The following is a 24,134-nucleotide window of genomic DNA, read 5'->3' as shown; positions in this document are numbered from 1 at the left end:
TAGATTTGCCTTTTCCCGGGGCAGACATGCCCCGGGCAAGAAAGTGCTTAGATGGCAGATCCAATTTTCTTCAAGCCTTCTCGTGAACTCACGATCGGCGATATAGCAGATTTCACCGGTGCAAGCCTTCGTAACCCGAAGCTTGCACCGCGTGCTGTTGCTCGCTTGTCTTCGATCAATGATGCAAGTGCGGACGCGCTCGTTTTCGTCGATGGTAAAAAGAATGCTGCAACACTGGCAGGCAAAAAAGCCGCCGCTGTTTTGTGCTCAGAAGATGTTGCTGATAGCGTTCCTTCCGATGTTGCTGTTCTCGTAACAAAGTATCCACAGCGTGACTTTTCATCCGTTGGCCGGATGCTGTTTCCTATTTCTGTACGTCCGCAAAGCTGGCTTGGTGAAACAGGTATTTCACCAGCTGCTTTCATTCATCCTTCAGCTAAAATTGAAGATGGCGTGACAATTGAAGCCGGTGCTTCGATTGGCAAAGATGTAACCATCGGTTCTGGCACGCTGATCGCGGCAACTGCTGTTATTGGTGCCGGCTGCCAGATTGGTCGCGATAGCTATATCGCTCCGGGCGTGGCTGTCCAATTTGCCATGATCGGCAATCGTGTCTCGCTTCATCCCGGTGTTCGTATCGGGCAGGACGGCTTTGGTTATGTTCCGGGTCCACGTGGCCTTGAAAAAGTACCGCAGCTTGGCCGTGTTATTCTTCAGGATGATGTTGAGATTGGTGCAAACACAACGATTGATCGTGGCGCTTTAAGCGACACTTTTATCGGCGAAGGCACCAAGATCGATAACCTCGTGCAGATTGGACATAATGTTCGATTTGGTCGCTTTTGCGTTGTGGCCGCACTTTGCGGCATTTCGGGAAGTGTTGTTATCGGCGATCAGACGATGATCGGCGGTAGTGTAGGGCTTGCCGATCATGTGGTCATCGGATCGCGTGTGCAGATTGCTGCTGGAAGCGGCGTAATGAATGACATACCCGATGGCGAGCGTTGGGGCGGCGTCCCCGCTCGACCTATTAAACAATGGTTCCGCGATATCGCGAATATCCGGAGCATCGGGAAACCAAGAAAGGAGCAATCCTCTGATGAGTGAAGCTAACCAGAAGCTGGAAACTGCAGACATTCAGACTATTATGGGCGCGCTCCCACATCGTTATCCATTTTTGCTGATCGACCGTATCATCGATATTGATGGTGATCAGTCTGCAACTGGCATCAAGAATGTCACGATGAATGAACCGCATTTTACGGGTCATTTTCCAGATAAGCCGATTATGCCGGGCGTTTTGATTATTGAAGCTATGGCGCAAACAGCTGGTGCTATTACGGTTCTTAAAAACGGTTCCGATAAGCCTAGCCTTGTTTATTTCATGACAATTGACAAAGCGAAGTTCCGCCGCCCGGTTGTTCCTGGCGATCAGCTTCACCTTCACGTGAAGAAGATCAAACAGCGCGGAAATATCTCTAAATTTGAGTGCGTAGCTCAAGTTGATGGCGTAAAGGTTGCCGAAGCTGAAGTCGCCGCAATGGTTGGCGTAGCTGAAGAAAAGGCATGAGTACCTCAATGAAAGAAACTTTCATCCATCCTACAGCTCTGGTTGAGCAGGGTGTGGAACTGGGGCAGGGCGTTTCCGTCGGCCCTTTTTGTCATGTTCAGACTGGCGCCGTTATTGGCGATAACTCTGAACTGATGAGCCATGTTGTTATTAGTGATGCTGTGCGTCTTGGTGCGAATGCCAAGGTCTATCCGCATGCAGTTCTGGGTTGCGACCCGCAGAACGGTAAGCACAAGGGTGGGCCAACCACGCTTGTTGTTGGTGATAATTGCCTCGTGCGCGAAGGCGTCACCATGCATCGCGGTTCGGATAGCAGCCGTGGTTTCACAAGCGTTGGCAATAACTGCCAGTTTCTCGCTTATGCGCATGTTGCACATGATTGCGATGTGGGTGATCACGTTACGTTTGCAAACAATGTCATGATCGGCGGTCACGTCGAAATCGGTCACCATGCTATTCTTGGTGGCGGTTCTGCTGTTCACCAGTTTACGCGCGTTGGCCATCATGCTTTTGTTGGCGGTATGGCCGCTCTCGCGCATGATCTCATTCCTTACGGAAGCGCAATTGGTAATCACGCTTATCTTGGCGGTCTGAATATTATCGGCATGAAGCGTTCCGGTATGCAGCGCAAAGACATCCATAATCTGCGCCATGCCGTACATATGCTGTTTGATCGCAGCAAACCGGTGCGTGAGCGCGCACAGGATGTGTTGAACGCGTTTCCTGATTCGGATGGCGTGGCAGATCTTATTTCTTTCATCATGGTGGAAAATAAGCGCGCTTATTGCACGCCACCGCTGGGTTCATCCATAGGCGGAGCCATGAATGACGGTGACGACGATTGATAGCGGGGCTGGTCCTATAACGAGTAAGCGCACTGCCATCATTGCTGGTAACGGTCTTTTGCCAATCAAAGTGGCTGAAGCTTTAAAGGCGGATGGAAATCCGCCTTTTCTGCTTCCACTGCGTGGCGAAGCTGATGCCTCGCTGTACGAGTATGAACATCAGGAAATCGCTGCGGTTGATTTTGGCATGCTTATTCGTGCGATGCGAACTGCTGGCGTAAGCCAGGTCGTACTCGCAGGCGGACTTCGCAACCGCCCACATCTGAGCGATTTGAAGCTGAATTTGCCAACGATAAGAGCGATGCGTTATGTGCTCGTTGCTCTGGGACAGGGCGATGATGCGTTGTTGCGCGCTTTCATGCGTTTGCTTGAGCGCTATGGTTTCAGCATGGTCGGCGCACACGAAGTTGTGCCGGAATTGTTGTCACCGATACCGCCGCGCAACATTACGCGTATCACGCCTGACGCTCGCGAGCGGAGAAATATAGCGCTTGCGATGGAAGCAGCACTTCGCCTTGGTGAATTAGATGTCGGGCAGGGCGCAATTGCTGCCGGTGGACGTGTCGTGGCTCTCGAAGGTGCCGAAGGTACCGATCAGATGATCGAGCGCGTGCGTGAACTTCGTCAGGCGGGACGTATCTCTAAACGCGGCGGCGTGCTTGTTAAAATGGCGAAGCCACGGCAAGATGAGCGGGCTGATTTGCCGGCTATCGGCGTATCAACGGTTGAGAATGCAGCGAGGGCAGGACTTTCGGGAATTGTGATTGAAGCAGGCCGAACCTTCATTCTGGGTCTTGGTGAAACCATGGCTGCAGCCAATGAAAAAGGCCTCTTTATCGAAACGATTAGTCGAAGCACAAAGGACACGACAGGGTGAGTAAAACCAGCCGGCCATTGAAAATAGCAATCGTGGCCGGAGAAGAGTCCGGCGACCTTCTTGGTGCTGATCTCGTTGATGCTCTGCGCAGACAGACGGACAAGCTTGTCGATATCATTGGCGTTGGTGGCGAGCATTTGGGCGAGCGCGGCCTAAAGACATTTTTCGATCCTCATGAGATCGCACTTATGGGCCTCGGTGCGATTTTAAAAAATCTTCCGGGACTTCTGCTCCGCATTCGGCAAACCGCAAAGCGGATTATTGCAGAGAAGCCTGATTGCGTTTTGTTGATCGACAGCCCGGAATTTACACATCGCGTAGCAAAGAAAATACGTGCTGCCGATCCATCTATCCCGATTGTCAAATATATCGCGCCCAGTGTTTGGGCATGGCGTCCGCAACGTGCAAAAGCGATGCGTGCTTATGTCGATCACGTGTTGACGATTTTGCCGTTCGAAGTTGAGGTCATGAAGCGGCTTAATGGTCCGCAATCGACTTATGTTGGCCATCGGTTGAGTAGTTACGCGCCTATTTTAAAGGTGCAGGCAGCGCAGCGTACACTCGAGGTGAATCGCTGGAGTGACGATTCACGGTGTTTATTGCTGATGCCTGGTTCGCGCCGTGGTGAAGTTGAAATGCTGATGGAGCCATTTGGCAAAGCAGTTGCAGAACTTTCTACACGTATCGAAAAGCTTGAAATTATTTTGCCAACGTTGCCACGCATTGAAGAAATGGTGCGTGAGCTTTCTAAGGATTGGCCAGTCAAGCCGCTTATCGTCACTGGTGATGAAGCCAAGTGGGATGCTTTTGCACGCGCCGATGCAGCGCTGGCTGCGTCCGGTACAGTTTCGCTAGAGCTGGCTCTGTCTCATATTCCGACAGTTCTGTCTTATAAGGCTGACTGGTTTGTGCGGCAGTTCTTGGCATCTAAAATTACAATCTGGAGTGCCGCTCTTCCAAATATCATTGCTGATGCGCCAGTTGTGCCTGAGTTTTTCAACGAATCCGTGAGGCCGGGTAATCTGGCGCGCTACATTGAACAGCTCATGCAAAAGAGTGCATCGCGACAGGCTCAGATTGATGGGTTTGATAAGGTGACGTCGATTATGGCGACCGAACGGCCTTCTGGCGAGATCGGTGCGAAGGTATTGCTTGATTTGGCTGAAAACGGCAGGAAACGTTGAGTTATTAAAATTAAGACAAACAAAAACCCCGGCGATTTGCCGGGGTTTTCTTTTGTACAATGATTACTTGCGCTTTGCAGTTGGTACGTAGTCGCGTTCTGGCGCACCTGTGTAAAGCTGGCGCGGACGGCCGATCTTCTGCTGAGGATCTTCGATCATTTCCTTCCACTGCGCGACCCAGCCGACGGTGCGTGCGAGTGCGAACAGAACAGTGAACATTTCGGTTGGGAAACCGAGTGCCTTCAGCGTAATGCCCGAGTAGAAGTCGATGTTTGGATAGAGCTTCTTCTCGATGAAATATTCATCGGTCAGAGCAATGCGTTCCAGTTCCAGCGCAACATCAAGAAGCGGATCGTCCTTGATGCCGAGTTCGCCAAGAACTTCATGGCAGGTCTTCTGCATGATCTTAGCGCGTGGATCGTAATTCTTGTAAACGCGATGACCGAAGCCCATCAGACGGAACGGGTCGTTCTTGTCCTTAGCGCGTGCGATGAATTCTGGAATGCGGTCAACAGAGCCGATTTCAGCAAGCATGTTGAGCGCTGCTTCATTCGCACCGCCATGTGCAGGTCCCCAAAGGCAAGCAACACCAGCAGCGATACATGCAAATGGATTTGCACCCGACGAACCAGCAAGACGAACGGTCGAGGTCGATGCGTTTTGTTCGTGATCGGCGTGCAGGATGAAGATGCGGTCCATAGCGCGAGCGAGAACCGGATTGACCTTGTAATCGTCGCAAGGCACTGCAAAGCACATATGCAGGAAGTTTGCTGCGAAATCGAGGTCGTTCTTCGGATACATGAACGGCTGGCCGATGTGGTACTTATAGGCCATTGCAGCAAGGGTAGGCACCTTTGCGATCAGGCGGATCGAAGCAACCATGCGCTGATGCGGATCGGTGATATCGGTCGAGTCGTGATAGAACGCCGACATTGCGCCCACGCAGCCCACGATAACCGCCATTGGATGCGCGTCACGACGGAAGCCGCTAAAGAACTTCGTCATCTGCTCGTGCACCATCGTGTGACGTGTCACGCGATAATCGAAATCAGCCTTCTGGGTCGCTGTTGGCAGTTCGCCGTAAAGCAGCAGATAGCAAGTTTCGAGGAAGTCACCATGTTCAGCAAGCTGATCAATCGGATAGCCACGATAGAGCAGCACACCTTCATCACCATCGATATAGGTGATCTTGGATTCGCAAGAAGCAGTCGAGGTGAAACCTGGATCGTAGGTGAAGGCATTCGCATTCTTGTAAAGTGGACCGATGTCAACGACGTCCGGCCCGACAGTGCCTTGTCGTACAGGCAGGTCGAACGTTTTGCCGTCGAGGGTAAAGCTAGCTGTCTTATCTGACATCGTGTTTCCTTTCGTGTCCACTTTTGCTGCCCATGGCAGCTGAAATTTTAATCGTCTCTATAACTTGTCTTCTCAACTTCTACAGGTTTCGCACTTTCGCACGAAACCGATTTTTCAACGCATTATCCAAACGATTTCGACCGCCAAACTATCCCAATGATTTCGCGATGCAATGCGTATTTTGGTCTAATTAAGCCAGTTTTGTCACGTCAGCGTGAATGCTAACAGTTCAAACGATTTGATCTTTTACACGTGCAAGCGACTCTTCGCGACCAAGCACGAACAGAACATCGAATACACCCGGAGATGTCGCACGGCCAGTGAGCGCTGCGCGCAATGGTTGCGCAACCTTCCCAAGTTTGAGGCCAATAGTTTCTGCGTGTGCCCGAACCGCTGCATCGAGCGCTTCAACAGTCCATTCGCCGACTGATTCTAGATGCGGTAGGACACCTTTAAGAATTTCACGACCTTCATCATTGAGCAGGGATGCCGCTTTTTCGTCAAATGCAAGAGGACGCTTGGCGAAAATAAACTTCGCGCCATCTGCGAGCTCGACCAGTGTCTTCGCACGATCTTTCAGACCCGGCATGGCTGTCAGAAGCTGTGCACGTCCCTTTTCGTCAAGCGACGCTTCCAGTTCTTTGCCACCTTCGATTTCAGGCAGTACAGCGATCAATGCGTCAAACAGAGCCTTATCATCGCTGGCGCGCATATAAACGCCGTTGATGGCTTCCAGCTTCTGGAAGTCAAAACGCGCAGCACCCTTATTGATGTCGGTCACGTCGAACCATTCAATCATCTGCTCGGTCGACATGATTTCATCGTCGCCGTGGCTCCAGCCAAGGCGAACGAGATAGTTACGCAGTGCTTCCGGCAGGTAGCCCATCGCGCGATAAGCATCGACGCCAAGTGCACCATGACGCTTCGAAAGCTTGGCGCCATCCGCACCATGAATGAGCGGAATGTGCGACATCTGCGGGACTTCCCAGCCCATACCGTCATAAATCACGGTCTGGCGGGCAGCATTTGTCAGGTGGTCATCACCGCGGATGATGTGCGTAACGCCCATATCGTGATCGTCAACGACAACCGCGTGCATATAGGTTGGGTTGCCATCGGAACGAAGAATGATGAAATCATCGAGATCCTTGTTTGGGAAGCGGACATCGCCCTGCACCGCGTCGCGAACGACGGTTTCACCATCGCGAGGGGCTTTAATTCGGATAACTGGCTTTACGCCTGCAGGTGCTTCCGATGGATCACGATCGCGCCAGCGGCCATCATAGCGTGGTGGACGGCCTTCAGCGCGTGCTTTTTCGCGCATGTCTTCAAGTTCTTCGGGTGTTGCGTAACAATAGTAAGCTTTGCCGGTCGCAACGAGTTCTTCTGCTACTTCGCGGTGACGCGGTGCGCGCTTGAACTGTGAAATTGGTTCACCGTCCCAATCCAGACCAAGCCAGGTCAGGCCATCAAGAATGGCGGCGGTGGCTGCTTCGGAAGAACGCTCACGATCTGTATCTTCGATGCGTAGCAGCATCTTGCCGCCCGTATGCTTCGCATAGAGCCAGTTGAAAAGAGCCGTGCGGGCTCCGCCAATATGCAGATAACCCGTGGGCGAAGGGGCAAAACGGGTGACGACCGGTTTCGACATAACAGCTCCACTGTGTCAGAGCCTCGTTGAATTGCGGCAGGAAGCCGAGCGCGAGGCAGAATTTTGAATATGTAGTGCCCGTTTTCTCACAGTCCACGGGCGATAAGGACTCTCATTGCGAGAACCCTCTCGATTTTGATTGTGGTTCATGTAGCATAGGCAGCACGGTGTGCAAGCGTTTCCCAATTCTTTCGCACCGTTGGGACGTGCTTCTTTAGATGAAGCGCGGGCACTTTTGCAGTCAGGCGGGGGCATGACGGGCATAAGGGAAAGACAAGAGGTCAGCGAGCGGGCATTTGTCAAAGACATGCCTGAAGGTCTTGCGCGTGCCTTGCTTCCCGAACCGTGGTTACCAAACGAACGAGCTGACATTTATCCCGTCGCTTTACCGGGAAGGAAACTGACACCTTTCGAGCGTGTGCGGGAACTGCCGAGTAGTTCACGTCAGCTTTTCATTGCAGCGCTCAGTCGTGAAATAGGGCGCGGAATATTTTTTCTTCTTTTTCCCGTTTTTATGGGTTTGGGAGCTGTCGTCTATTTCACGCTCTCTTATGAGCCTGAATGGTTGCCCATTTTGTCTGTTATTGTGGCTGTTTGTTTAATACGGTTTTTATTCCGAAAATATTTCCTCGTATCACAAGCAGTAACACTCGTGTTGGCGGTATTATTGGGGATAGTTGCGGGAAAGTTCGAGACTGAACGACGAAGTACGCAATTGTTAGGTTCTGAGGTCGCAACGCGTATCACTGGCAGAGTTGTCGGCTTAGAATATCGCGATAACGGCAGTTGGCGTGTGACGCTCGAATTGCTTGAAACGCAAAGACCCAAACTTCGCTATTCGCCGCAACGCATCCGGATTACCGCGCGTGATATACCAGCCAAAACGGAAATTGGCAGCGGCTTGACTGGTTTCGCTCGCTTGCGTGTACCTTCTGGCCCTGTTCGACCAGGAAACTACGACTTTGCCTTTCATGCTTATTTCGGAGGGATAGGAGCGAATGGCTTCTTTTTGGGAACACCGAAAGTCGCTGATGTGCCAGCGCCAAGTGAGATATTTGCTAAAATTTCGGGCGCTATCGCCCAATTACGGGTGCATGTTTCTGAACGTATTGCGGAAGTGCTTTCAGGCGAGGATGGGAGTGTTGCTGCCGCGCTGATCGCCGGAGAACGAGCGGGGATAAGTGAAGAAACAAATGAGGATCTGCGCAAAGCGGGTCTCGCGCATATCTTGTCCATTTCCGGTTTACATATGGTGTTGGCTGCGGGTGTCGTGATGATGTCATTGCGATCAATATTCGCACTCGCGCCAGCGTTTAGTGCCAGATATCCGGTCAAAAAAATCGCTGCATTTCTCTCGCTTCTAAGCTGCACGTTCTATCTGGCAATGTCAGGTGCTGACGTCGCTGCACAACGAAGCTATGTGATGATTGTTGTGATGCTCTGCGCGTTGTTGGCGGACCGTGCGGCGATCAGTATGCGCAATTTGGCGATTGCCTCAGTGGCAATGATTGCAATCTCCCCGCATGAAATTCTGGGGCCAAGCTTTCAAATGTCGTTTTCAGCCACCGCAGGCCTGATTGCAGCATTTGCTTGGTGGAGCGATAGGAAATCTCGTAAACAAACAGCGATTGAAGATCGTCGCGCCAAGCCGCGCGGGATCGTTTCAAAAATGCTTATACCAGCTGTCGCGACGGGAGCGACGTCTATTGTTGCCGGTGTGGCCAGCGGAATTTTTGCAGCCTATCATTTCAATAATACGGCTCCGTTTGGACTCGTTGGCAACGTATTGGCGCTACCCGTTATCTCTATATTGGTTATGCCATTCGCAGTGTTGAGCCTGTTATTGATGCCGCTGCATCTCGATTGGCTACCATTGCAGATTATGGGCTTTGGCGTTTTACTGGTGAGACATATTGCAAGTTTTGTCGCCAGCTTTTCGCCAGATGGTAATCCGGGTGTTATGCCAGCAAGCACGCTTATTCTCTGGACACTGGCGCTTGTTATAGCGGTTGTGTTTACAACAAGGATGCGATGGTTGGCGTTACCGTTCGTAGTGATCGGACTTGCCATATTTATAAGAACACCGCTGCCAGATGTTCTTGTGAGTGAAGATGCGAAATTTGTGGCTGTTCGGCTGCCCGATGGAAATTTTGCGGTCAACCGTAGCAGGCCTCCAAAATTTACTGCGCAAAACTGGCAGACGGCCTATCTGATTAAAGAGTTTATTCCGCCGCAGGTGGTAAAAAAACAGAGCCCAATATCAGCTGAGGAAGCCTTTGTTTGCGAAGAAGGCTTGTGCACGATCCCGCTGCGGGACGGTAGAATGCTGTCTTATACCGCAGATGAAGGAATGAAAGAGGTTGCCTGCAACATTGGTGATGTCGTCATTCTTGCTATAGCCGGAAAGGAACTGAGCTGTGAGCGTTCCAATGTTTTGATGGTTGACCGACAGGAACTAGCCTTAAAAGGCACCTTGGAGCTCAGGCTGGGGTATAAGCTGCTACGTGTAAGCGCTTCTGCGATCAACTATGACGAAAACGGTATTACGCAAGAGAATAAAATTTACCGCTTCGCCCGAACCAAGACGACTAATTTAGCCGGCTACACTGATCAATTGACCTTTTCGGTCGATGCGCCAACGCGCCCGTGGCATTTGCATCGTCTCTATTCGCGAGCGGCGAGGGGGCTTCCTGATCGCGAATATCAAAAGAGAGCAGGCATTGAGAAAAGCAAAGCTTACGACGCGACACAAAACCTTACAGAATTCTCAGAGCCGCTTTAATTCATCGCACTGCTTAAGAGGAATCACAGTGAGCTGCACGTTTCCTCAAAATGCAGTCATTTAATAGCGCCGGATGAGACCGATTAGCTTACCCTGCACCCGCACACGATCTGGACCGAAAATGCGTGTTTCATAAGCGGGGTTAGCTGCTTCCAGAGCAATAGACGCACCTTTGCGACGGAAGCGCTTCAATGTTGCTTCCTCATCATCGACGAGTGCGACAACGATTTCTCCCGGATTGGCTGTCTCGCCGCGCTTAATGATGACGGTGTCGCCATCAAAAATTCCGGCCTCAATCATCGAGTCGCCTTTGACTTCCAGCGCATAATGCTCGCCAGCGCCCAGCATTTCGAGTGGCAGGCTGATAGAATGTGTTTGATTTTGAATTGCTGAGATTGGCACACCTGCTGCAATTCGCCCCATCATCGGTATGGAAACAGTCGCGGGAGCGTCATCATTTGCCGTAACAGGGGCAGGACGTACCGGCGGTGGTGGAGCTTTGCCGAGGCTTCCTTCGATGACACTTGGGGCGAACTTCTTTTGCGCGTTCAAGCCCGGAGCAATTGAATCTGGCAGGCGAAGAACTTCCAGCGCACGAGCGCGGTTGGGAAGCCGTCTGATAAAACCACGCTCTTCCAACGCCGTAATAAGGCGATGAATGCCCGATTTTGAAGCCAAATCGAGAGCCTCTTTCATCTCGTCAAACGACGGAGGGATGCCCGTCTCTTTAAGACGTTCATGAATGAACAGCAGAAGCTCGTGCTGTTTACGGGTCAACATGCGCTATACCCTCCGGACCAGAATCAAATAAAAACAAAACCAGAACGAACCCTATATGTTCCAGTCTTGTTCCGCAATGGTTTTAAAATGATTAATGGTCGAGAGAAGGGGCTGAGTTCTTTACAGCATCAAGATTGTGCAGGCATCGCCAGCGTCTGCTGCCGGGGCATGCTCATCCCGGATTAGCAATGCTTGAGAGCGAGCCAGTGCCGAAAGCATCGACGAATCCTGAACGGGGAAAGGTGTTGCAATCAGTGTGCCGTCAGATGCCTGACTAACGGTCGAGCGTACATAGTCGCGCCGGTGATCATTGGCTTTCATCGCCTCACCGAGCTTGGCTGGGCGTATATCTGCGTTCAGCTGCGTGCCGGAAAGTTTGGCGACAAGTGGGCGCAGATAAACAAGGCTGCATACAAGGCTGGAAACCGGATTTCCCGGAAGCCCGATAACATGCACTGTTTTGTCAGAAACTGTTTTGCGCCCATACATCAGCGGTTTACCGGGGCGCATTGCGATTTTCCAGAAATCGAGATCAACACCACAATTCTTTAAAGCGCCGTGAACGTAATCGCGATCTCCAACGGATGCGCCACCAATCGTCACCAGAATGTCGATGCCATCTGCAAAAGCTTCGCTGATTGCTGTTTCTATTTTGGCCGGATCATCAATGATGATGCCCATATCTTTCGGCTCACCACCTGCACGACGAACGATTTCCGCAATGCCGACACTGTTAGAGGCGACGATCTGGTCAGGGCCGGGGATTATTCCGGGCCGAACAAGTTCATCGCCGGTAGCGAGTATTGCGATACGCGGCTGACGAAACACTGAAATTTTTGCATTGCCGCTCGCTGCTGCAAGCGAAAGCGCTGGCGCATCAAGAGAACGACCGATTGGTAGCACCACGTCGCCGGGCGCAAAATCGAGGCCAGCGCGACGGATATGGCGGCCTACGTCTAATCCCTCACGAATCTTGAGCTTTTCACCTGATCGTTCAGTATCTTCCTGAATAACAATACTATCAGCACCAGTGGGCATGGGTGCGCCGGTAAAAATGCGTACGGCTTCGCCTCGTTTGAGCGCGCCTTCAAAGCGTTTGCCGGCAGCTGATTCGCCGATGACAATGAACTCAAGGGGATAGTTGATGCGTTCGGGCGCGATTATCGCATAGCCATCCATCGCCGAGCAATCAAAGGGAGGCTGTTGTAGTTTAGCCTGAACGTTTTCTGCAACGACCCGTCCGCCCGCCTCAAAAAGCGAGATTGTCTCTGTTCCATGCGGTTGAGCACTACTCAGAATGCGTGCAAGGGCTTCATCGACCGGTAACAGCGACATGGGGTTTCCTCTTGTCTGGATAATCAGGCTTTCCAGTCGCCCGACTTGCCGCCGCTTTTTGCCGAAACGCGAATATCGGTAATTTCCATATGGCGATCCACAGCTTTGGCCATGTCATAGATTGTCAGGCAGGTGACCGAAACGGCAGTCAGTGCTTCCATTTCAACGCCGGTACGACCTTTTAGTTTTGCGGTCGCAGACACGCGCAAGCCGGGCAGGGTTTGGTCGGGTTCGATCTCGACGGACACTTTGGTGAGCATCAGCGGATGACAGAGCGGAATAAGATCAGCGGTCTTTTTCGCCGCCATAATGCCAGCAAACCGTGCTGTGCCAATGACATCGCCTTTGGCTGCATTGCCGTCCAGAATGAGCGCCAGCGTTTCTGGCTTCATTCTGACAGCACCTTCGGCAGTCGCCACGCGGTCTGTCTCTGCCTTGTCGCCAACATCGACCATATGGGCGGCACCAGTCTGGTCGATATGGGTGAGCTTTGCCGTCATTATTTATGCCTTGCCAGTCAGAAGTTCGCGGGTGGCGCTGGCCACATCATCTTTGCGCATCAAGCTTTCGCCAATCAGGAATGTGCCAATATTCGACTTTTCGAGGCGCAGACAGTCATCATGGCTGAAGATGCCACTTTCGCCGACGAGGAGACGGTCCGAAGGTACCATTTTTGCAAGACGCTCTGAAACGGCGAGGTCGAGTTCGAAGGTACGCAGATTGCGGTTATTGACACCAACAAGACGCGATGAAAGTTTCAACGCGCGTTCGGTTTCTTCTTCGTCATGCACTTCAATCAGCGCATCCATGCCAAGCTCAAAGGCGGTTTCTTCAAGCGCTTTGGCGACATTGTCATCCACGCTTGCCAGAATGATCAGAATGCAATCCGCACCCCAACTGCGCGCTTCATAGACCTGATAAGTGTCGAACAGGAAATCCTTGCGCAGCGCAGGCAGTGAGCAAGCGTTGCGTGCGGCGGTAAGAAACTCCGGTGCGCCTTGAAACGAAGGTGTATCTGTCAGAACTGAAAGACAGGCCGCACCACCATCTTCATAGGCTTTTGCCAATGCGGGTGGATCAAAATCCGGACGGATAAGACCTTTTGACGGGCTTGCCTTCTTGATCTCGGCAATAAGAGCAAACTTGTTGGCAGCGCGCTTTGCTTCGAGTGCTTTGAGAAAACCACGCGTTGCTGGTTGATCCTTGGCCCGTGCCTTTACTTCATCAAGTGGAAGGCACGCCTTTGCAGCAGCGATTTCTTCGCGCTTATAGGCTTCAATTTTCCGCAGAATGTCGGTGGACATAATGTGATCCTCTCCGTCAGAGCGGCTTGTCGTTTGATACAGCGATAACTTTTTGCAGAACGGCCAGCGCCGCACCGCTATCGATTGATTGCGCGGCGAGTGCGATGCCGTCTTTAATGTCTTTTGCTTTACCGGAAATCACCAGAGCTGCACCGGAATTCAGCAGTACAATGTCACGATAGGCATTCTGTGCGCCTTCAAGCACTGCAAGCAGTGCCTTGGCGTTAACTTCCGCATCGCCACCTTTGAGTTCAGACATATCGACGCGACGAAGCCCGACATCTTCCGGCTGAAGCTCAAATGTGCGGATCGTACCGTTTTCAAGCGCTGCAATTTTTGTGGTGCCAGCGGTGGTCATTTCGTCAAGGCCATCGCCATAGACGACCCAAGCGGTTTCTGAACCCAGAGCTTGGAGGACTTCCGCCAGTGGCTCTACCCATTCGGCAGAGAATACGCCAACGAGTTGGCGCTTTACGCTAGCCGGATTTGAAAGCGGGCCGAGAAGATTAAAAATTGTGCGGGTGCCAAGTTCGACACGCGAGGGCCCCACATGCCGCATTGCAGAATGATGCATCGGCGCGAACATGAACCCGAGACCAGCTTCATTAATGCTGCGCCCAATAGTATTTGCATCGGCCTCGATGTTGACGCCCAGCGCTGCCAAAGCGTCGGCAGCACCTGATTTTGATGAAAGTGCGCGATTGCCGTGTTTTGCAACTGGCACGCCTGCGCCCGCAACGACGATGGCAGAGCAGGTCGAAACATTGTAGGAGCCGGACTGATCGCCACCGGTGCCAACAATATCGACCGCATCTTCTGATCCTGAAACAGGCAGCATGCGGGAACGCATGGAAGCAACAGCGCCGGCAATCTCCGGCACTGTTTCACCACGAACACGCAAGGCCATCAGGAAGCCACCGATCTGCGAAGGAGTGGCCTGACCGGACATCATAATGTTGAAGGCTGCTTTAGAATCCTCGAACGACAGTGGTGTGCCGGTGGCAGCCTTGGCGATATAGGGTTTTAAGTCAGCCATTCTCTTATGTCCGCCGCTTATCAGAATGCCAGTGCGTTGTTGATGGCAGTCTGGTTGATCTTGACCGGATACTGCTTCTGCAACTCACCAACCAGCTGTTCGAGAACATCGTCGGTCAGCGTGCTTGCAAGATAGGTCTGCTGGTCTTCCGGAATGGCTTCTGGGCCAGCAGCGGTCGGCTCGGTCACTTCAATCACTTTGAAGAGAAGCTGTCCGTCATTGGAAACAGCGCCCGCGGTGCCTGTGTGGTTAAGCGGGCCGCGGAATACCTGTGCGGTTGCGGCAGAGCCGAAATCCGCATCATTGGTATTGCGTGTGATGCCGCGCTTGGTCTGCTTTTCGACGCCTGCACTTGCTGCGATGGCGTCGAGTGTTTCACCGCCATCAAGACGTTTTTTCAATTCCGCCATGCGATCATTGAGACGCTTAACTGCTTCTTCGCCCTTCCATGCCGCTGTAACCTTTTCCTTGACTTCATCAAGTGTGCGGTCACGCGCTGGTGTGGTTCCATCAACCTGATACCAGAGATAACCAGAGTTTCCGAGCGTCAGCGCATCATTGTCAAAACCCTGATCGGCCTGAAATACAGCAGCAAGAAGCGCTTCCGAGTTTGGCAACTCAAGAGCTTTACCAGCCAGATCATTTCCTTCGTCGTCAACAGCTTCAATCGTCACAGCCTTGAGGCTTAGAGCCTTGGCAACATCTGTCATGCTGCCACCTTCGGAGCGCTGCTGTTCGTATGAGTCGTGAATGCCGCCGATGCTGCTGATTGCGATATTGGTCGCTACAGTGTCGCGAATTTCTTTTTCGACTTCCGAAAGTTCTTTGACGCTTGCTGGATTAACCGTCGTAACGCGAAGAATAACAGGGCCGAATGCACCCTTTACAACATCACTGACGCCACCTTCGTTAAGTGCAAATGCTGCATCCGCAATGACGGAATCAGGAAGAGCAGTTTTTTCAAAAGTGCCGAGTACGAGATCGCTTTCGCTCTTGCCCTGTTCTTTGCCGATATCGACAAAGCTGGTGCCAGCTGCGATTTTTTCGTGCGCGGCTTTGGCAGCTGCTTCATCTGCAAAGTTAAGCTGTTCGATTGTGCGGGTTTCAGTTGTGCTGAAACGGCTTTTGTTCTTTTCGTAATATTCTTTAATTTCGTCCTGCGTGACGGCCGCCGGATCGGTAATATCTGAAGGCTCAAGCTTCACATAGGTAATCTTGCGGTATTCTGGTGCTTTATATTCGTCCTTGTGCGCATCAAAATAAGTCTTGAGCGCTTCATCCGAAGGGGCAGGGACCGCATCGGCTTTTTCTGCTGGAATAGTAATGTAGTCGGCACTGCGGCTTTCACCCTGATAAAGGGCCAATGCCTTCAGCATGGTGTTTGGCATTTTCAGGCCGTCGGTGGAAGCTTCGACAACTTGCTGGCGACGAGCAACTTTCGCGCGGTTATCGAGGTAATCCTGTGGGCGAATGTTCGACTGGCGTAGAACTGCATCAAACTGGGCGCGGCTGAAGTTGCCGCTTGCATCCTGAAATGACGGATCTTCGCCGGTCAGACGTGCGATGCCATCCTTGGAAAGGCCGAGCTGCATGTTGCGGGCTTGTTCATCAAGAACGACACCGGCTGCGAGCTGTGCCAGAACCTGCTGGTCAACGCCGAGCTGCTGAGCCTGTTCACGATTGAGCCGCTGGCGGAACTGCTGTGAAAGGCGCATCAGCTGCTGTTCATAGGCAAAACGATAGTCAGTCGTGCTGACTTTTGAACTGCCAGCGCTGATGGCTGAATCAACTTCCATTTCGCCCTGGAAAGCATCCGTAATACCCCAAGCCGCAAAGCTGAGGACGAGCAGGCTAAGAAGAAGCTTAGCAACCCAGGATTTGGCGGCATCACGCATACTGTCGAGCATTGGAAACCCTTTAAGAACAAAACAAAGCCCGGCTATCTGTAAAGATAAGCCTTGTGAGGGGATAACCTTAACAAAGGTTCCGATGCAAGTTCTCATTGTGCGCAGAGCACCAAGAACGTTGCATTGCTGTGCGAATACGCTTAGTCAGTGGCAAAATTTGGCGCTGCTTACATAAAGTTGAGCGGTTTGCTGTCGTTCAAGGCGAGGAGAATGACATGACTCCGGGAATCCGTCCGCTGGTTGCTGGCAACTGGAAAATGAATGGTACGGGAGAATCTCTAACCGAACTGCGCGCGATTGCTGCGGGTTTGAGTTCTGATCTTGGCCGTAAACTGGATGCCGTGATCTGTGTTCCAGCAACGTTGCTTTCACGCGCAGCGGAAACGCTTGAAGGCGAGACAGTCGGTCTCGGCGGACAGGATTGTCATGCGAAGGTATCTGGCGCTCATACGGGCGATGTTTCGGCACAAATGCTCAAAGAAGCTGGTGCAAGCCATGTCATTCTTGGTCACTCGGAGCGCCGCACCGATCACCGTGAAGCGAGCGAGCTAGTGCGCAGCAAAACGGAAGCCGCATGGGCAGCCGGTCTTGTTGCGATTGTCTGCGTTGGTGAAACGGCTGATGAGCGCAAGGCAGAGCGGACCCTTGATATTATTGGCGGACAGCTCGCGGTATCTCTTCCTGAAGGTGTAAATGCTGAAAATACGATTGTTGCATATGAGCCTGTCTGGGCTATCGGCACAGGTTTGACACCAACTGTTCAAGATGTTCGGACTGCTCATGCATTCATGCGTGAAAAGCTGACCGAACGTTTTGGTGCAAACGGTGCACATCTCCGTCTTCTATATGGCGGATCGGTGAAAGCATCAAATGCCTTGGAATTGCTGAGCGTTCCAGACGTTGATGGTGCTTTGGTTGGTGGAGCCAGCTTGAAAGCCACAGACTTTCTCGCCATATGCGAAACATATCGCAATTTGTGACAAGTGTTTGCGTCCTTTAATCAATATCGGGCGCGGGGCTTGGTTTATGACGCAATAGCGTGTAAAGAGCCGCTCTATCTATTTGTATCATCGCTAACCGGGCGCCTGTTTTAGTGCCGTTTCGGTTAAGCATAAGTCCAGAGATATAAAGACCTTAACCTATGCAGACCATAGTCATTGTCATTCATTTGTTGATCGTTTTGGCGCTTGTTGGCGTTGTGCTCATCCAGCGTTCCGAAGGCGGCGGCCTTGGTATCGGCGGTGGTTCGGGCTTTATGACGGCTCGCGGCGCGGCAAACGCGCTGACCCGCACAACAGCTATTCTTGCGATTGGCTTTTTCATCACTTCGCTGGCGCTCGGCATTATGGCGCGTTATGGCGAAAAGCCGACCGACATTCTGAACCGTATCCCTGCCGCTGGTAGCACGCAAAATGCGCCTGCTGGTGGAACTGGTACGGGTGGCGGCATCCTTAATCAGCTCGGTGGCGAATCTTCGCGTACCAATGAAGCGGAAACACCTGCTTCGGGCGAAGCTCCTGCACCCGTTCAGCCTGACAGCACCCAGCCACAGGCACCGCAGGTTCCAAGCTCCCAGTAAGATCATCTGAGTTTCCAGATTTTTTAAAAGGCCGGTCTGTTTTCAGATCGGCCTTTTTATTTTGGTAATAAGCACCCAAAGTGTTGCACACAGGCAATAGCGATCATCGAATCGTGATGTATTGGCGGTCTGGATAATTGAGTAATTTTGCTGATTAACGTATTGGGTTGAAAAACCTGAACGCGATGTTGCGGCAGGTATTTTCCGCTTACGTCTGGTTTCGGGAACTAATCATGTCTCCACGTTTTATTTTGATGGCTGGTATTGCAAGCCTCTGCATCGGTCTTTCAGGCCAGAGCTTCGCCGCTGGTGCTGCTGGCGCAGAAGCTGAGCTTGATGCTGCTGCGACTGCTGTGCAACAGGTTGCTGTTGCAAGCGATACCACTGCAAAGCCTGCCAAGAAGAAAAAGAAAACCGCTTCGAATGCAGGTGCTGCGAAAAAGGTTGGCCTTAATCGCTACAACATCGATCCACGCTATCAGGCGCAGACCGTTTCGTTCACTGGCTATGAGCCAGGTACGATCGTGATCGATCCGTCGAAGTATTTCCTTTATCTCGTCGAAAGCTCGGGCAGTGCACGCCGCTACGGGATTGCTGTTGGTAAAGTTGGCCTCGAATTCAAGGGAACTGCGAACATCAACGCTAAGCGCGAATGGCCACGCTGGATTCCGACCAAAGAAATGATTGAGCGTAATCCTACGCAGTACGGTCGTTATAAAAATGGCATGGATGGCGGTCCGGGCAACCCGTTGGGTTCGCGCGCCATGTATCTGTTTCAGGGCAACAAAGATACTTACATCCGTATTCATGGCACGACTCAGCCATGGACAATCGGAAGCCCTGCTTCCAACGGTTGTTTCCGTATGACCAACGAAGACGTCATGGATCTCTATGACCGCGTTGGTATGGGCGCAAAAGTCGTCGTCCTCTGATTTTTTTGTAAACTACCCGAAAGGCCGGGATTTTCCCGGCCTTTTTTCGTGCGCGTATCAATTTAGATAACATGTTACGAACAGAACTAAACTCGGTGGAAGCGTCCGATTTTCTCGCATGCAATGCAGTTCGGGCGCGATTTTGATGGAAAAAACATTGATTCCCATTTTTTTAGTGGCGGAATCAATCAGAAGGGTCTAACGACATAAGCCCATGGCGCGATATGTATTCATCACAGGCGGCGTGGTTTCTTCCCTCGGAAAAGGCATTGCCGCAGCAGCATTGGCTGCACTCCTTCAGGCACGTGGTTACCGCGTGCGTATCCGTAAACTCGACCCTTATCTGAACGTCGACCCCGGCACGATGTCGCCTTACCAGCATGGTGAGGTGTTCGTCACTGACGATGGTGCCGAAACAGACCTTGATCTGGGCCATTACGAGCGGTTCACCGGTCGTCCTGCTAATCAGCGGGATAATATTACGACGGGTCGTATTTACCGCAATATCATCGAAAAAGAACGCCGCGGCGATTATCTCGGTGCGACGGTTCAGGTCATTCCTCACGTTACGGATGAAATCAAAAACTTCATCCTTGAAGGCAATGACGAATATGATTTCGTGTTATGCGAAATCGGCGGCACGGTTGGCGATATCGAAGCCATGCCGTTCCTTGAAGCGATTCGTCAGCTTGGCAACGAACTGCCACGCAGCAGCGCGGTCTATATCCATCTGACATTGATGCCGTATATTCCTGCGGCAGGTGAACTCAAAACCAAGCCAACACAGCATTCGGTCAAGGAACTGCGCTCAATCGGTATTGCTCCGGACATTCTTCTGGTTCGTGCAGATCGTGAGATTCCGGCTTCTGAACGTCGCAAGCTGTCGTTGTTCTGTAACGTGCGTGAAAGCGCAGTTATTCAGGCGCTCGACGTCTCGACCATTTATGATGTGCCGATTGCCTATCATAAAGAAGGTCTCGACAACGAAGTTCTTGCAGCATTCGGCATTGAGCCTGCACCAAAGCCGCGCATGGAGCGTTGGGAAGGTATTTCTGACCTTCTTCACAATCCTGAAGGCGAAGTCACCATTGCCGTTGTCGGCAAATATACCGAGCTGAAAGATGCGTATAAGTCGCTGATCGAAGCGCTTCAGCATGGCGGCATTGCCAACAAGGTGAAGGTCAATCTCGACTGGATCGAAGCGGAAGTCTTTGAAAGCGAAGATCCATCGCCATATCTCGAAAAAGTTCACGGCATTCTGGTGCCGGGCGGCTTTGGTGAGCGTGGTGCAGAAGGCAAGATTCTTGCGGCCAAGTTCGCACGCGAACATAAGGTGCCTTATTTCGGCATTTGCTTTGGTATGCAGATGGCATGTCTTGAAGCAGCGCGTAATCTCGCTGGTATCGAGAATGCATCTTCGACCGAGTTTGGCCCGACCAAAGAACCAGTCGTTGGTCTGATGACTGAGTGGCTCAAGGGTAATATGCTCGAAAAGCGCACCAAATCAGGCGATCTTGGCGGAACGATGCGTCTTGGCGCATATGAATCCACGCTTAAGGCTGGAACGCGTATTGCTGAGATTTACGGTTCGACCGATATTTCCGAACGTCACCGTCACCGTTATGAGGTGAATGTTGACTATAAGGATCGCCTTGAAGAAAGCGGCCTGATCTTCTCAGGCATGTCGCCGGACGGTGTTCTGCCGGAAACAGTCGAATATGCCGATCATCCTTGGTTCATTGGCGTTCAGTATCACCCGGAATTGAAGTCTCGCCCATTTGAACCGCACCCACTCTTCGCCTCCTTCATCGCAGCCGCGATGGAGCAGGGCAGACTGGTTTAAAGCTCTTACGCGCCCTTATGGGGCGCGTTTTACTTTACGCGCGATACGCCTTTGTTTTTCGCATGTCTTTATCCAAAAACCGGTTCCCACTTTTTGGAGACATGCTTGTCGTGGCGCGTTTCATTTGTGCGGCAATTACCCGCGCCTTGTTTTTGATCAATTCGCACGCCAGATAAGGTGCCTCTGAGGCACTTGTAATAGTTGAAGGTTTCCAATCATGACGACCGCCAATCCTGCTGTAAAAATCGGCAATGTAACGTTCTCAAACACTGCGCCGCTGGCATTGATTGCTGGGCCTTGTCAGATGGAAACACGGGAACACGCTTTTGAGATGGCTGGGCGTCTGGTTGAAATCACCAGCAAGCTTGGTATTGGTCTCGTTTACAAGTCGAGCTTTGACAAAGCCAACCGCACGTCGCTGAGCGCACAGCGCGGCATTGGTCTGGATAAAGCGCTCGAAGTCTTTGCAGACCTCAAAAAAGAATTTGGGTTTCCGGTTCTCACAGACATTCACAATGAACATCAGTGTTCGGAAGTTGCCGAAGTTGTCGATGTTCTGCAAATCCCGGCATTTCTTTGCCGTCAGACTGATCTTCTGGTTGCAGCAGCCAAGACTGGCCGCGCGATCAACGTCAAGAAGGGCCAGTTTCTGGCGCCTTGGGACATGAAGAACGTGCTGGCGAAGATCACCGAAAATGGTAATCCAAATGTGATGGCAACTGAGCGCGGTGCATCCTTTGGCTACAATACGCTGGTGTCCGATATGCGCTCGCTGCCGATCATGGCTGGTTTTGGTTCACCAGTGATTTTCGATGCGACTCACTCTGTGCAGCAGCCGGGCGGTCAGGGTGGCTCGTCAGGTGGCCAGCGTGAGTTTGTTCAAACGCTTGCAAGCGCTGCTGTGGCTGTTGGTGTGGCTGGTGTGTTCATCGAAACGCACGAAGACCCAGACAATGCGCCGTCCGATGGCCCCAACATGGTGCCCATCGACAAAATGCCTGCATTGCTTGAAAAGCTCATGGCATTCGACAGAATTGCTAAATCGATTTAAAATTCATCAAGAATTCACAGGCGGGGGATTTTCCTCCGCCTTAAATGTCTGTAATGAAGACCTGAAATTGAATTTCTTCAATGTGCCTTGCAACAAAGCGGGGCTACCTACAGGGAAGGACTTGCCCCTATGACTGCAATCATCGACATCGTTGGTCGCGAAATTCTCGACAGCCGCGGTAACCCAACCGTCGAAGTCGACGTTTACCTCGAAGACGGCTCTTTTGGCCGCGCTGCTGTGCCATCGGGCGCATCGACAGGCGCGCATGAAGCTGTAGAGCTTCGCGACGGCGGCAGCCGTTATCTCGGTAAGGGCGTTGAAAAGGCTGTTGAAGCAGTCAATGGCAAGATTTTTGATGCAATCGCTGGTCTCGACGCTGAAAATCAGTTGCTCATCGATCAGACGCTGATCGAACTTGATGGCACACCAAACAAGGGCAATCTCGGTGCAAACGCGATTCTCGGCGTTTCACTTGCTGTTGCTAAGGCTGCGGCACAGGCTTCTGGCCTGCCGCTCTATCGTTATGTTGGCGGTGCGAACGCTCACGTTCTGCCGGTTCCAATGATGAACATTATCAATGGCGGCGCTCATGCTGATAATCCAATCGATTTTCAGGAATTCATGATTATTCCGGTTGGCGCTCCGTCGTTCCGTGAAGCTGTTCGTTATGGTGCGGAAGTTTTCCACACGCTCAAGAAGCGTTTGAAAGATGCTGGCCACAACACCAATGTTGGTGATGAAGGCGGTTTTGCGCCAAACCTGCTCAGTGCAGAAGCAGCGCTCGATTTCGTTGTCGAATCGATCGAAAAAGCTGGCTTCAAGCCGGGCGTAGACATTGCAATTGGTCTTGATTGCGCGGCAACTGAGTTCTTCAAGGGCGGCAACTACGTCTATGAAGGCGAAAGCAAGACCCGTGATCCAAAGGCGCAGGCTGAGTATCTCGCAAAGCTCGCTGCTGAATACCCAATCGTGTCGATTGAAGACGGTATGGCTGAAGACGACTGGGAAGGTTGGAAATACCTGACCGACCTGATCGGCGACAAGTGCCAGCTCGTTGGCGATGATCTGTTCGTCACCAACTCGGCACGTCTGCGCGATGGTATCAAGATGGGCGTTGCCAACTCGATCCTCGTTAAGGTCAACCAGATTGGCTCGCTCAGCGAAACGCTGGATGCTGTCGAAACCGCTCACAAGGCTGGTTACACCTCTGTCATGTCGCACCGCTCGGGCGAAACAGAAGACTCGACCATTGCCGATCTCGCAGTTGCAACCAACTGCGGTCAGATCAAGACTGGCTCGCTGGCGCGTTCGGATCGTACTGCAAAGTACAACCAGCTCATCCGCATCGAAGAAGAACTTGGCAAGCAGGCTCGCTATGCAGGCCGTAGCGCTCTGAAGTTCCTCTAAGACGTCTTACCAAAATTTGAAAACGGCGGCTTAAAGGCCGCCGTTTTTTATTGGCTTCATGCTTCTTCTTTGTGAAGCATCATAATCACAACGGCCATCATGCTTGGAAGCGCGTATATCAGCGCCCCTAGTTGTGTATTGAGCGGGTTTTCCTTGGCTTGCCACGCCATGAACCAATCACCTGCCACGACCATGAAGCCGATGCCCCAGACTGCGATTGCGCACAGGGCTCCGAGCATCGCCCATGCTTTGCCGTTGGAGAAAGCAGAATAGTCTTTCCCAATGTTTGCAATCATCTTGATGACGCCGATCGTGGCTAGAATGCCTGCCAGCGTTTCCATCGCTGTAATTCCAGCAAGCCCTACGTAAGGCGCCCAGCTCGCTGTAATAGCGCGCCAAGTTAAAGCGGGATTTCCATAAGTGTCAGCCATGGACAAAAGTGGTGCAACAGCATGTTGAGCAGTGCCTGGAAAATCAGCTGTGTTATTCAGAAAACTGAATAAGCCCCACAATGCAGGAAATAGTGCCATAACGATACATGCTATTCTTTTCACTATTTTTTCGTTCATAATATTATATTCCTATGTAATTATATTAAGAAGTAATCGATGTTTATATTTCGTCATAAATATTAATATTATCTACCTACTCGATTTTGGCTAATTTTCAGCCTGTTTTATTTGCCTTCTATCTTT

At 51.8% G+C, this 24,134-nt stretch carries 21 protein-coding genes; 12 read left to right on the top strand and 9 right to left on the bottom strand.

Translation table 11 applies throughout. The features are described from left to right. Positions 1 to 51: 51 nt before the first annotated feature. From lpxD to lpxB, 5 genes are read left to right on the top strand one after another with little or no spacing between them, the layout of a single operon-like run. Complete coding sequence (gene lpxD / locus ACOZHT_RS12125; protein ID WP_339508838.1) at positions 52 to 1,107, top strand: UDP-3-O-(3-hydroxymyristoyl)glucosamine N-acyltransferase; 1,056 nt, start codon at positions 52 to 54, stop codon at positions 1,105 to 1,107. Then, positions 1,100 to 1,570 (top strand): 3-hydroxyacyl-ACP dehydratase FabZ, encoded by a 471-nt coding sequence (gene fabZ, locus ACOZHT_RS12120; RefSeq protein WP_250040902.1) that lies wholly within the window; start codon positions 1,100 to 1,102, stop codon positions 1,568 to 1,570. Before lpxD ends, fabZ begins: the two co-directional genes overlap by 8 nt. An 8-nt stretch (positions 1,571 to 1,578) precedes the next feature. After that, positions 1,579 to 2,415, top strand: a complete 837-nt coding sequence (gene lpxA / locus ACOZHT_RS12115) for an acyl-ACP--UDP-N-acetylglucosamine O-acyltransferase (RefSeq protein WP_339508837.1) — start codon at positions 1,579 to 1,581, stop codon at positions 2,413 to 2,415. After that, on the top strand, positions 2,396 to 3,292 hold the full coding sequence (locus ACOZHT_RS12110) for an LpxI family protein (RefSeq protein ID WP_339508836.1): 897 nt from the start codon (positions 2,396 to 2,398) through the stop codon (positions 3,290 to 3,292). The genes lpxA and ACOZHT_RS12110 overlap by 20 nt, the downstream gene beginning before the upstream one ends. Continuing rightward, positions 3,289 to 4,476: a lipid-A-disaccharide synthase gene (gene lpxB / locus ACOZHT_RS12105; RefSeq protein ID WP_339508835.1), complete on the top strand. Its 1,188-nt coding sequence runs from the start codon at positions 3,289 to 3,291 to the stop codon at positions 4,474 to 4,476. Before ACOZHT_RS12110 ends, lpxB begins: the two co-directional genes overlap by 4 nt. 63 nt (positions 4,477 to 4,539) lie before the next feature. Here lpxB and gltA read toward each other — a convergent pair whose 3' ends face one another. Both gltA and gltX read right to left on the bottom strand, forming a co-directional pair. Continuing rightward, positions 4,540 to 5,832: a citrate synthase gene (gene gltA / locus ACOZHT_RS12100; protein WP_339508834.1), complete on the bottom strand. Its 1,293-nt coding sequence runs from the start codon at positions 5,830 to 5,832 to the stop codon at positions 4,540 to 4,542. 229 nt (positions 5,833 to 6,061) lie between these two features. Beyond that, complete coding sequence (gene gltX, locus ACOZHT_RS12095) at positions 6,062 to 7,483, bottom strand: glutamate--tRNA ligase (protein WP_339508833.1); 1,422 nt, start codon at positions 7,481 to 7,483, stop codon at positions 6,062 to 6,064. 253 nt (positions 7,484 to 7,736) lie between these two features. Between gltX and ACOZHT_RS12090 the strand changes: the two genes are divergently transcribed. Continuing rightward, positions 7,737 to 10,265, top strand: coding sequence for a ComEC/Rec2 family competence protein (locus ACOZHT_RS12090; protein WP_339508832.1), 2,529 nt, complete (start codon positions 7,737 to 7,739; stop codon positions 10,263 to 10,265). Positions 10,266 to 10,325: 60 nt separating this feature from the next. Here ACOZHT_RS12090 and lexA read toward each other — a convergent pair whose 3' ends face one another. The 6 genes from lexA to ACOZHT_RS12060 form a co-directional block, all read right to left on the bottom strand. Continuing rightward, a complete protein-coding gene (gene lexA, locus ACOZHT_RS12085; RefSeq protein WP_339508831.1) occupies positions 10,326 to 11,045 on the bottom strand; it encodes a transcriptional repressor LexA in 720 nt (239 codons plus the stop codon). A 120-nt stretch (positions 11,046 to 11,165) separates the two neighbouring features. After that, a complete protein-coding gene (glp, locus tag ACOZHT_RS12080) occupies positions 11,166 to 12,380 on the bottom strand; it encodes a gephyrin-like molybdotransferase Glp (protein ID WP_339508830.1) in 1,215 nt (404 codons plus the stop codon). Between the two features lie 23 nt (positions 12,381 to 12,403). Beyond that, entirely contained in the window at positions 12,404 to 12,880 is a 477-nt protein-coding gene (gene moaC / locus ACOZHT_RS12075) for a cyclic pyranopterin monophosphate synthase MoaC (protein WP_339508829.1), read from the bottom strand. 3 nt (positions 12,881 to 12,883) lie between these two features. Continuing rightward, positions 12,884 to 13,684 (bottom strand): indole-3-glycerol phosphate synthase TrpC, encoded by an 801-nt coding sequence (gene trpC, locus ACOZHT_RS12070; RefSeq protein WP_339508828.1) that lies wholly within the window; start codon positions 13,682 to 13,684, stop codon positions 12,884 to 12,886. A 16-nt stretch (positions 13,685 to 13,700) separates the two neighbouring features. Continuing rightward, positions 13,701 to 14,720 (bottom strand): anthranilate phosphoribosyltransferase, encoded by a 1,020-nt coding sequence (gene trpD / locus ACOZHT_RS12065; RefSeq protein WP_421565796.1) that lies wholly within the window; start codon positions 14,718 to 14,720, stop codon positions 13,701 to 13,703. 20 nt (positions 14,721 to 14,740) lie between these two features. Next, positions 14,741 to 16,627 carry a peptidyl-prolyl cis-trans isomerase gene (locus tag ACOZHT_RS12060; RefSeq protein ID WP_339508826.1) on the bottom strand — a complete coding sequence of 629 codons (1,887 nt, stop codon included), beginning with the start codon at positions 16,625 to 16,627 and terminating at the stop codon, positions 14,741 to 14,743. A 215-nt stretch (positions 16,628 to 16,842) separates the two neighbouring features. Here ACOZHT_RS12060 and tpiA point away from each other — a divergent pair, with 215 nt between their 5' ends. The 6 genes from tpiA (at position 16,843) to eno (ending at position 23,439) form a co-directional block, all read left to right on the top strand. Then, complete coding sequence (tpiA, locus tag ACOZHT_RS12055) at positions 16,843 to 17,607, top strand: triose-phosphate isomerase (protein WP_421565795.1); 765 nt, start codon at positions 16,843 to 16,845, stop codon at positions 17,605 to 17,607. Between the two features lie 161 nt (positions 17,608 to 17,768). After that, positions 17,769 to 18,206, top strand: coding sequence for a preprotein translocase subunit SecG (secG, locus tag ACOZHT_RS12050; RefSeq protein WP_339508824.1), 438 nt, complete (start codon positions 17,769 to 17,771; stop codon positions 18,204 to 18,206). A 233-nt stretch (positions 18,207 to 18,439) separates the two neighbouring features. Further along, complete coding sequence (locus tag ACOZHT_RS12045) at positions 18,440 to 19,138, top strand: L,D-transpeptidase (RefSeq protein WP_339508823.1); 699 nt, start codon at positions 18,440 to 18,442, stop codon at positions 19,136 to 19,138. A gap of 214 nt (positions 19,139 to 19,352) precedes the next feature. After that, the gene (locus ACOZHT_RS12040; protein WP_339508822.1) at positions 19,353 to 20,981 is read left to right on the top strand and encodes a CTP synthase; all 1,629 of its coding nucleotides are present in this window, start codon (positions 19,353 to 19,355) and stop codon (positions 20,979 to 20,981) included. A gap of 217 nt (positions 20,982 to 21,198) precedes the next feature. Then, positions 21,199 to 22,032, top strand: a complete 834-nt coding sequence (kdsA, locus tag ACOZHT_RS12035; RefSeq protein ID WP_339508821.1) for a 3-deoxy-8-phosphooctulonate synthase — start codon at positions 21,199 to 21,201, stop codon at positions 22,030 to 22,032. Between the two features lie 129 nt (positions 22,033 to 22,161). Continuing rightward, positions 22,162 to 23,439, top strand: coding sequence for a phosphopyruvate hydratase (eno, locus tag ACOZHT_RS12030; protein WP_339508820.1), 1,278 nt, complete (start codon positions 22,162 to 22,164; stop codon positions 23,437 to 23,439). Between the two features lie 56 nt (positions 23,440 to 23,495). Here eno and ACOZHT_RS12025 read toward each other — a convergent pair whose 3' ends face one another. Continuing rightward, positions 23,496 to 24,008, bottom strand: a complete 513-nt coding sequence (locus tag ACOZHT_RS12025; protein WP_339508819.1) for a DUF2165 family protein — start codon at positions 24,006 to 24,008, stop codon at positions 23,496 to 23,498. Between the last annotated feature and the right edge of the window lie 126 nt (positions 24,009 to 24,134).

Source organism: Ochrobactrum sp. EDr1-4 (assembly GCF_049199085.1).
GTDB lineage: Bacteria > Pseudomonadota > Alphaproteobacteria > Rhizobiales > Rhizobiaceae > Brucella.
This window is presented reverse-complemented; position numbering and strand designations above follow the sequence as displayed.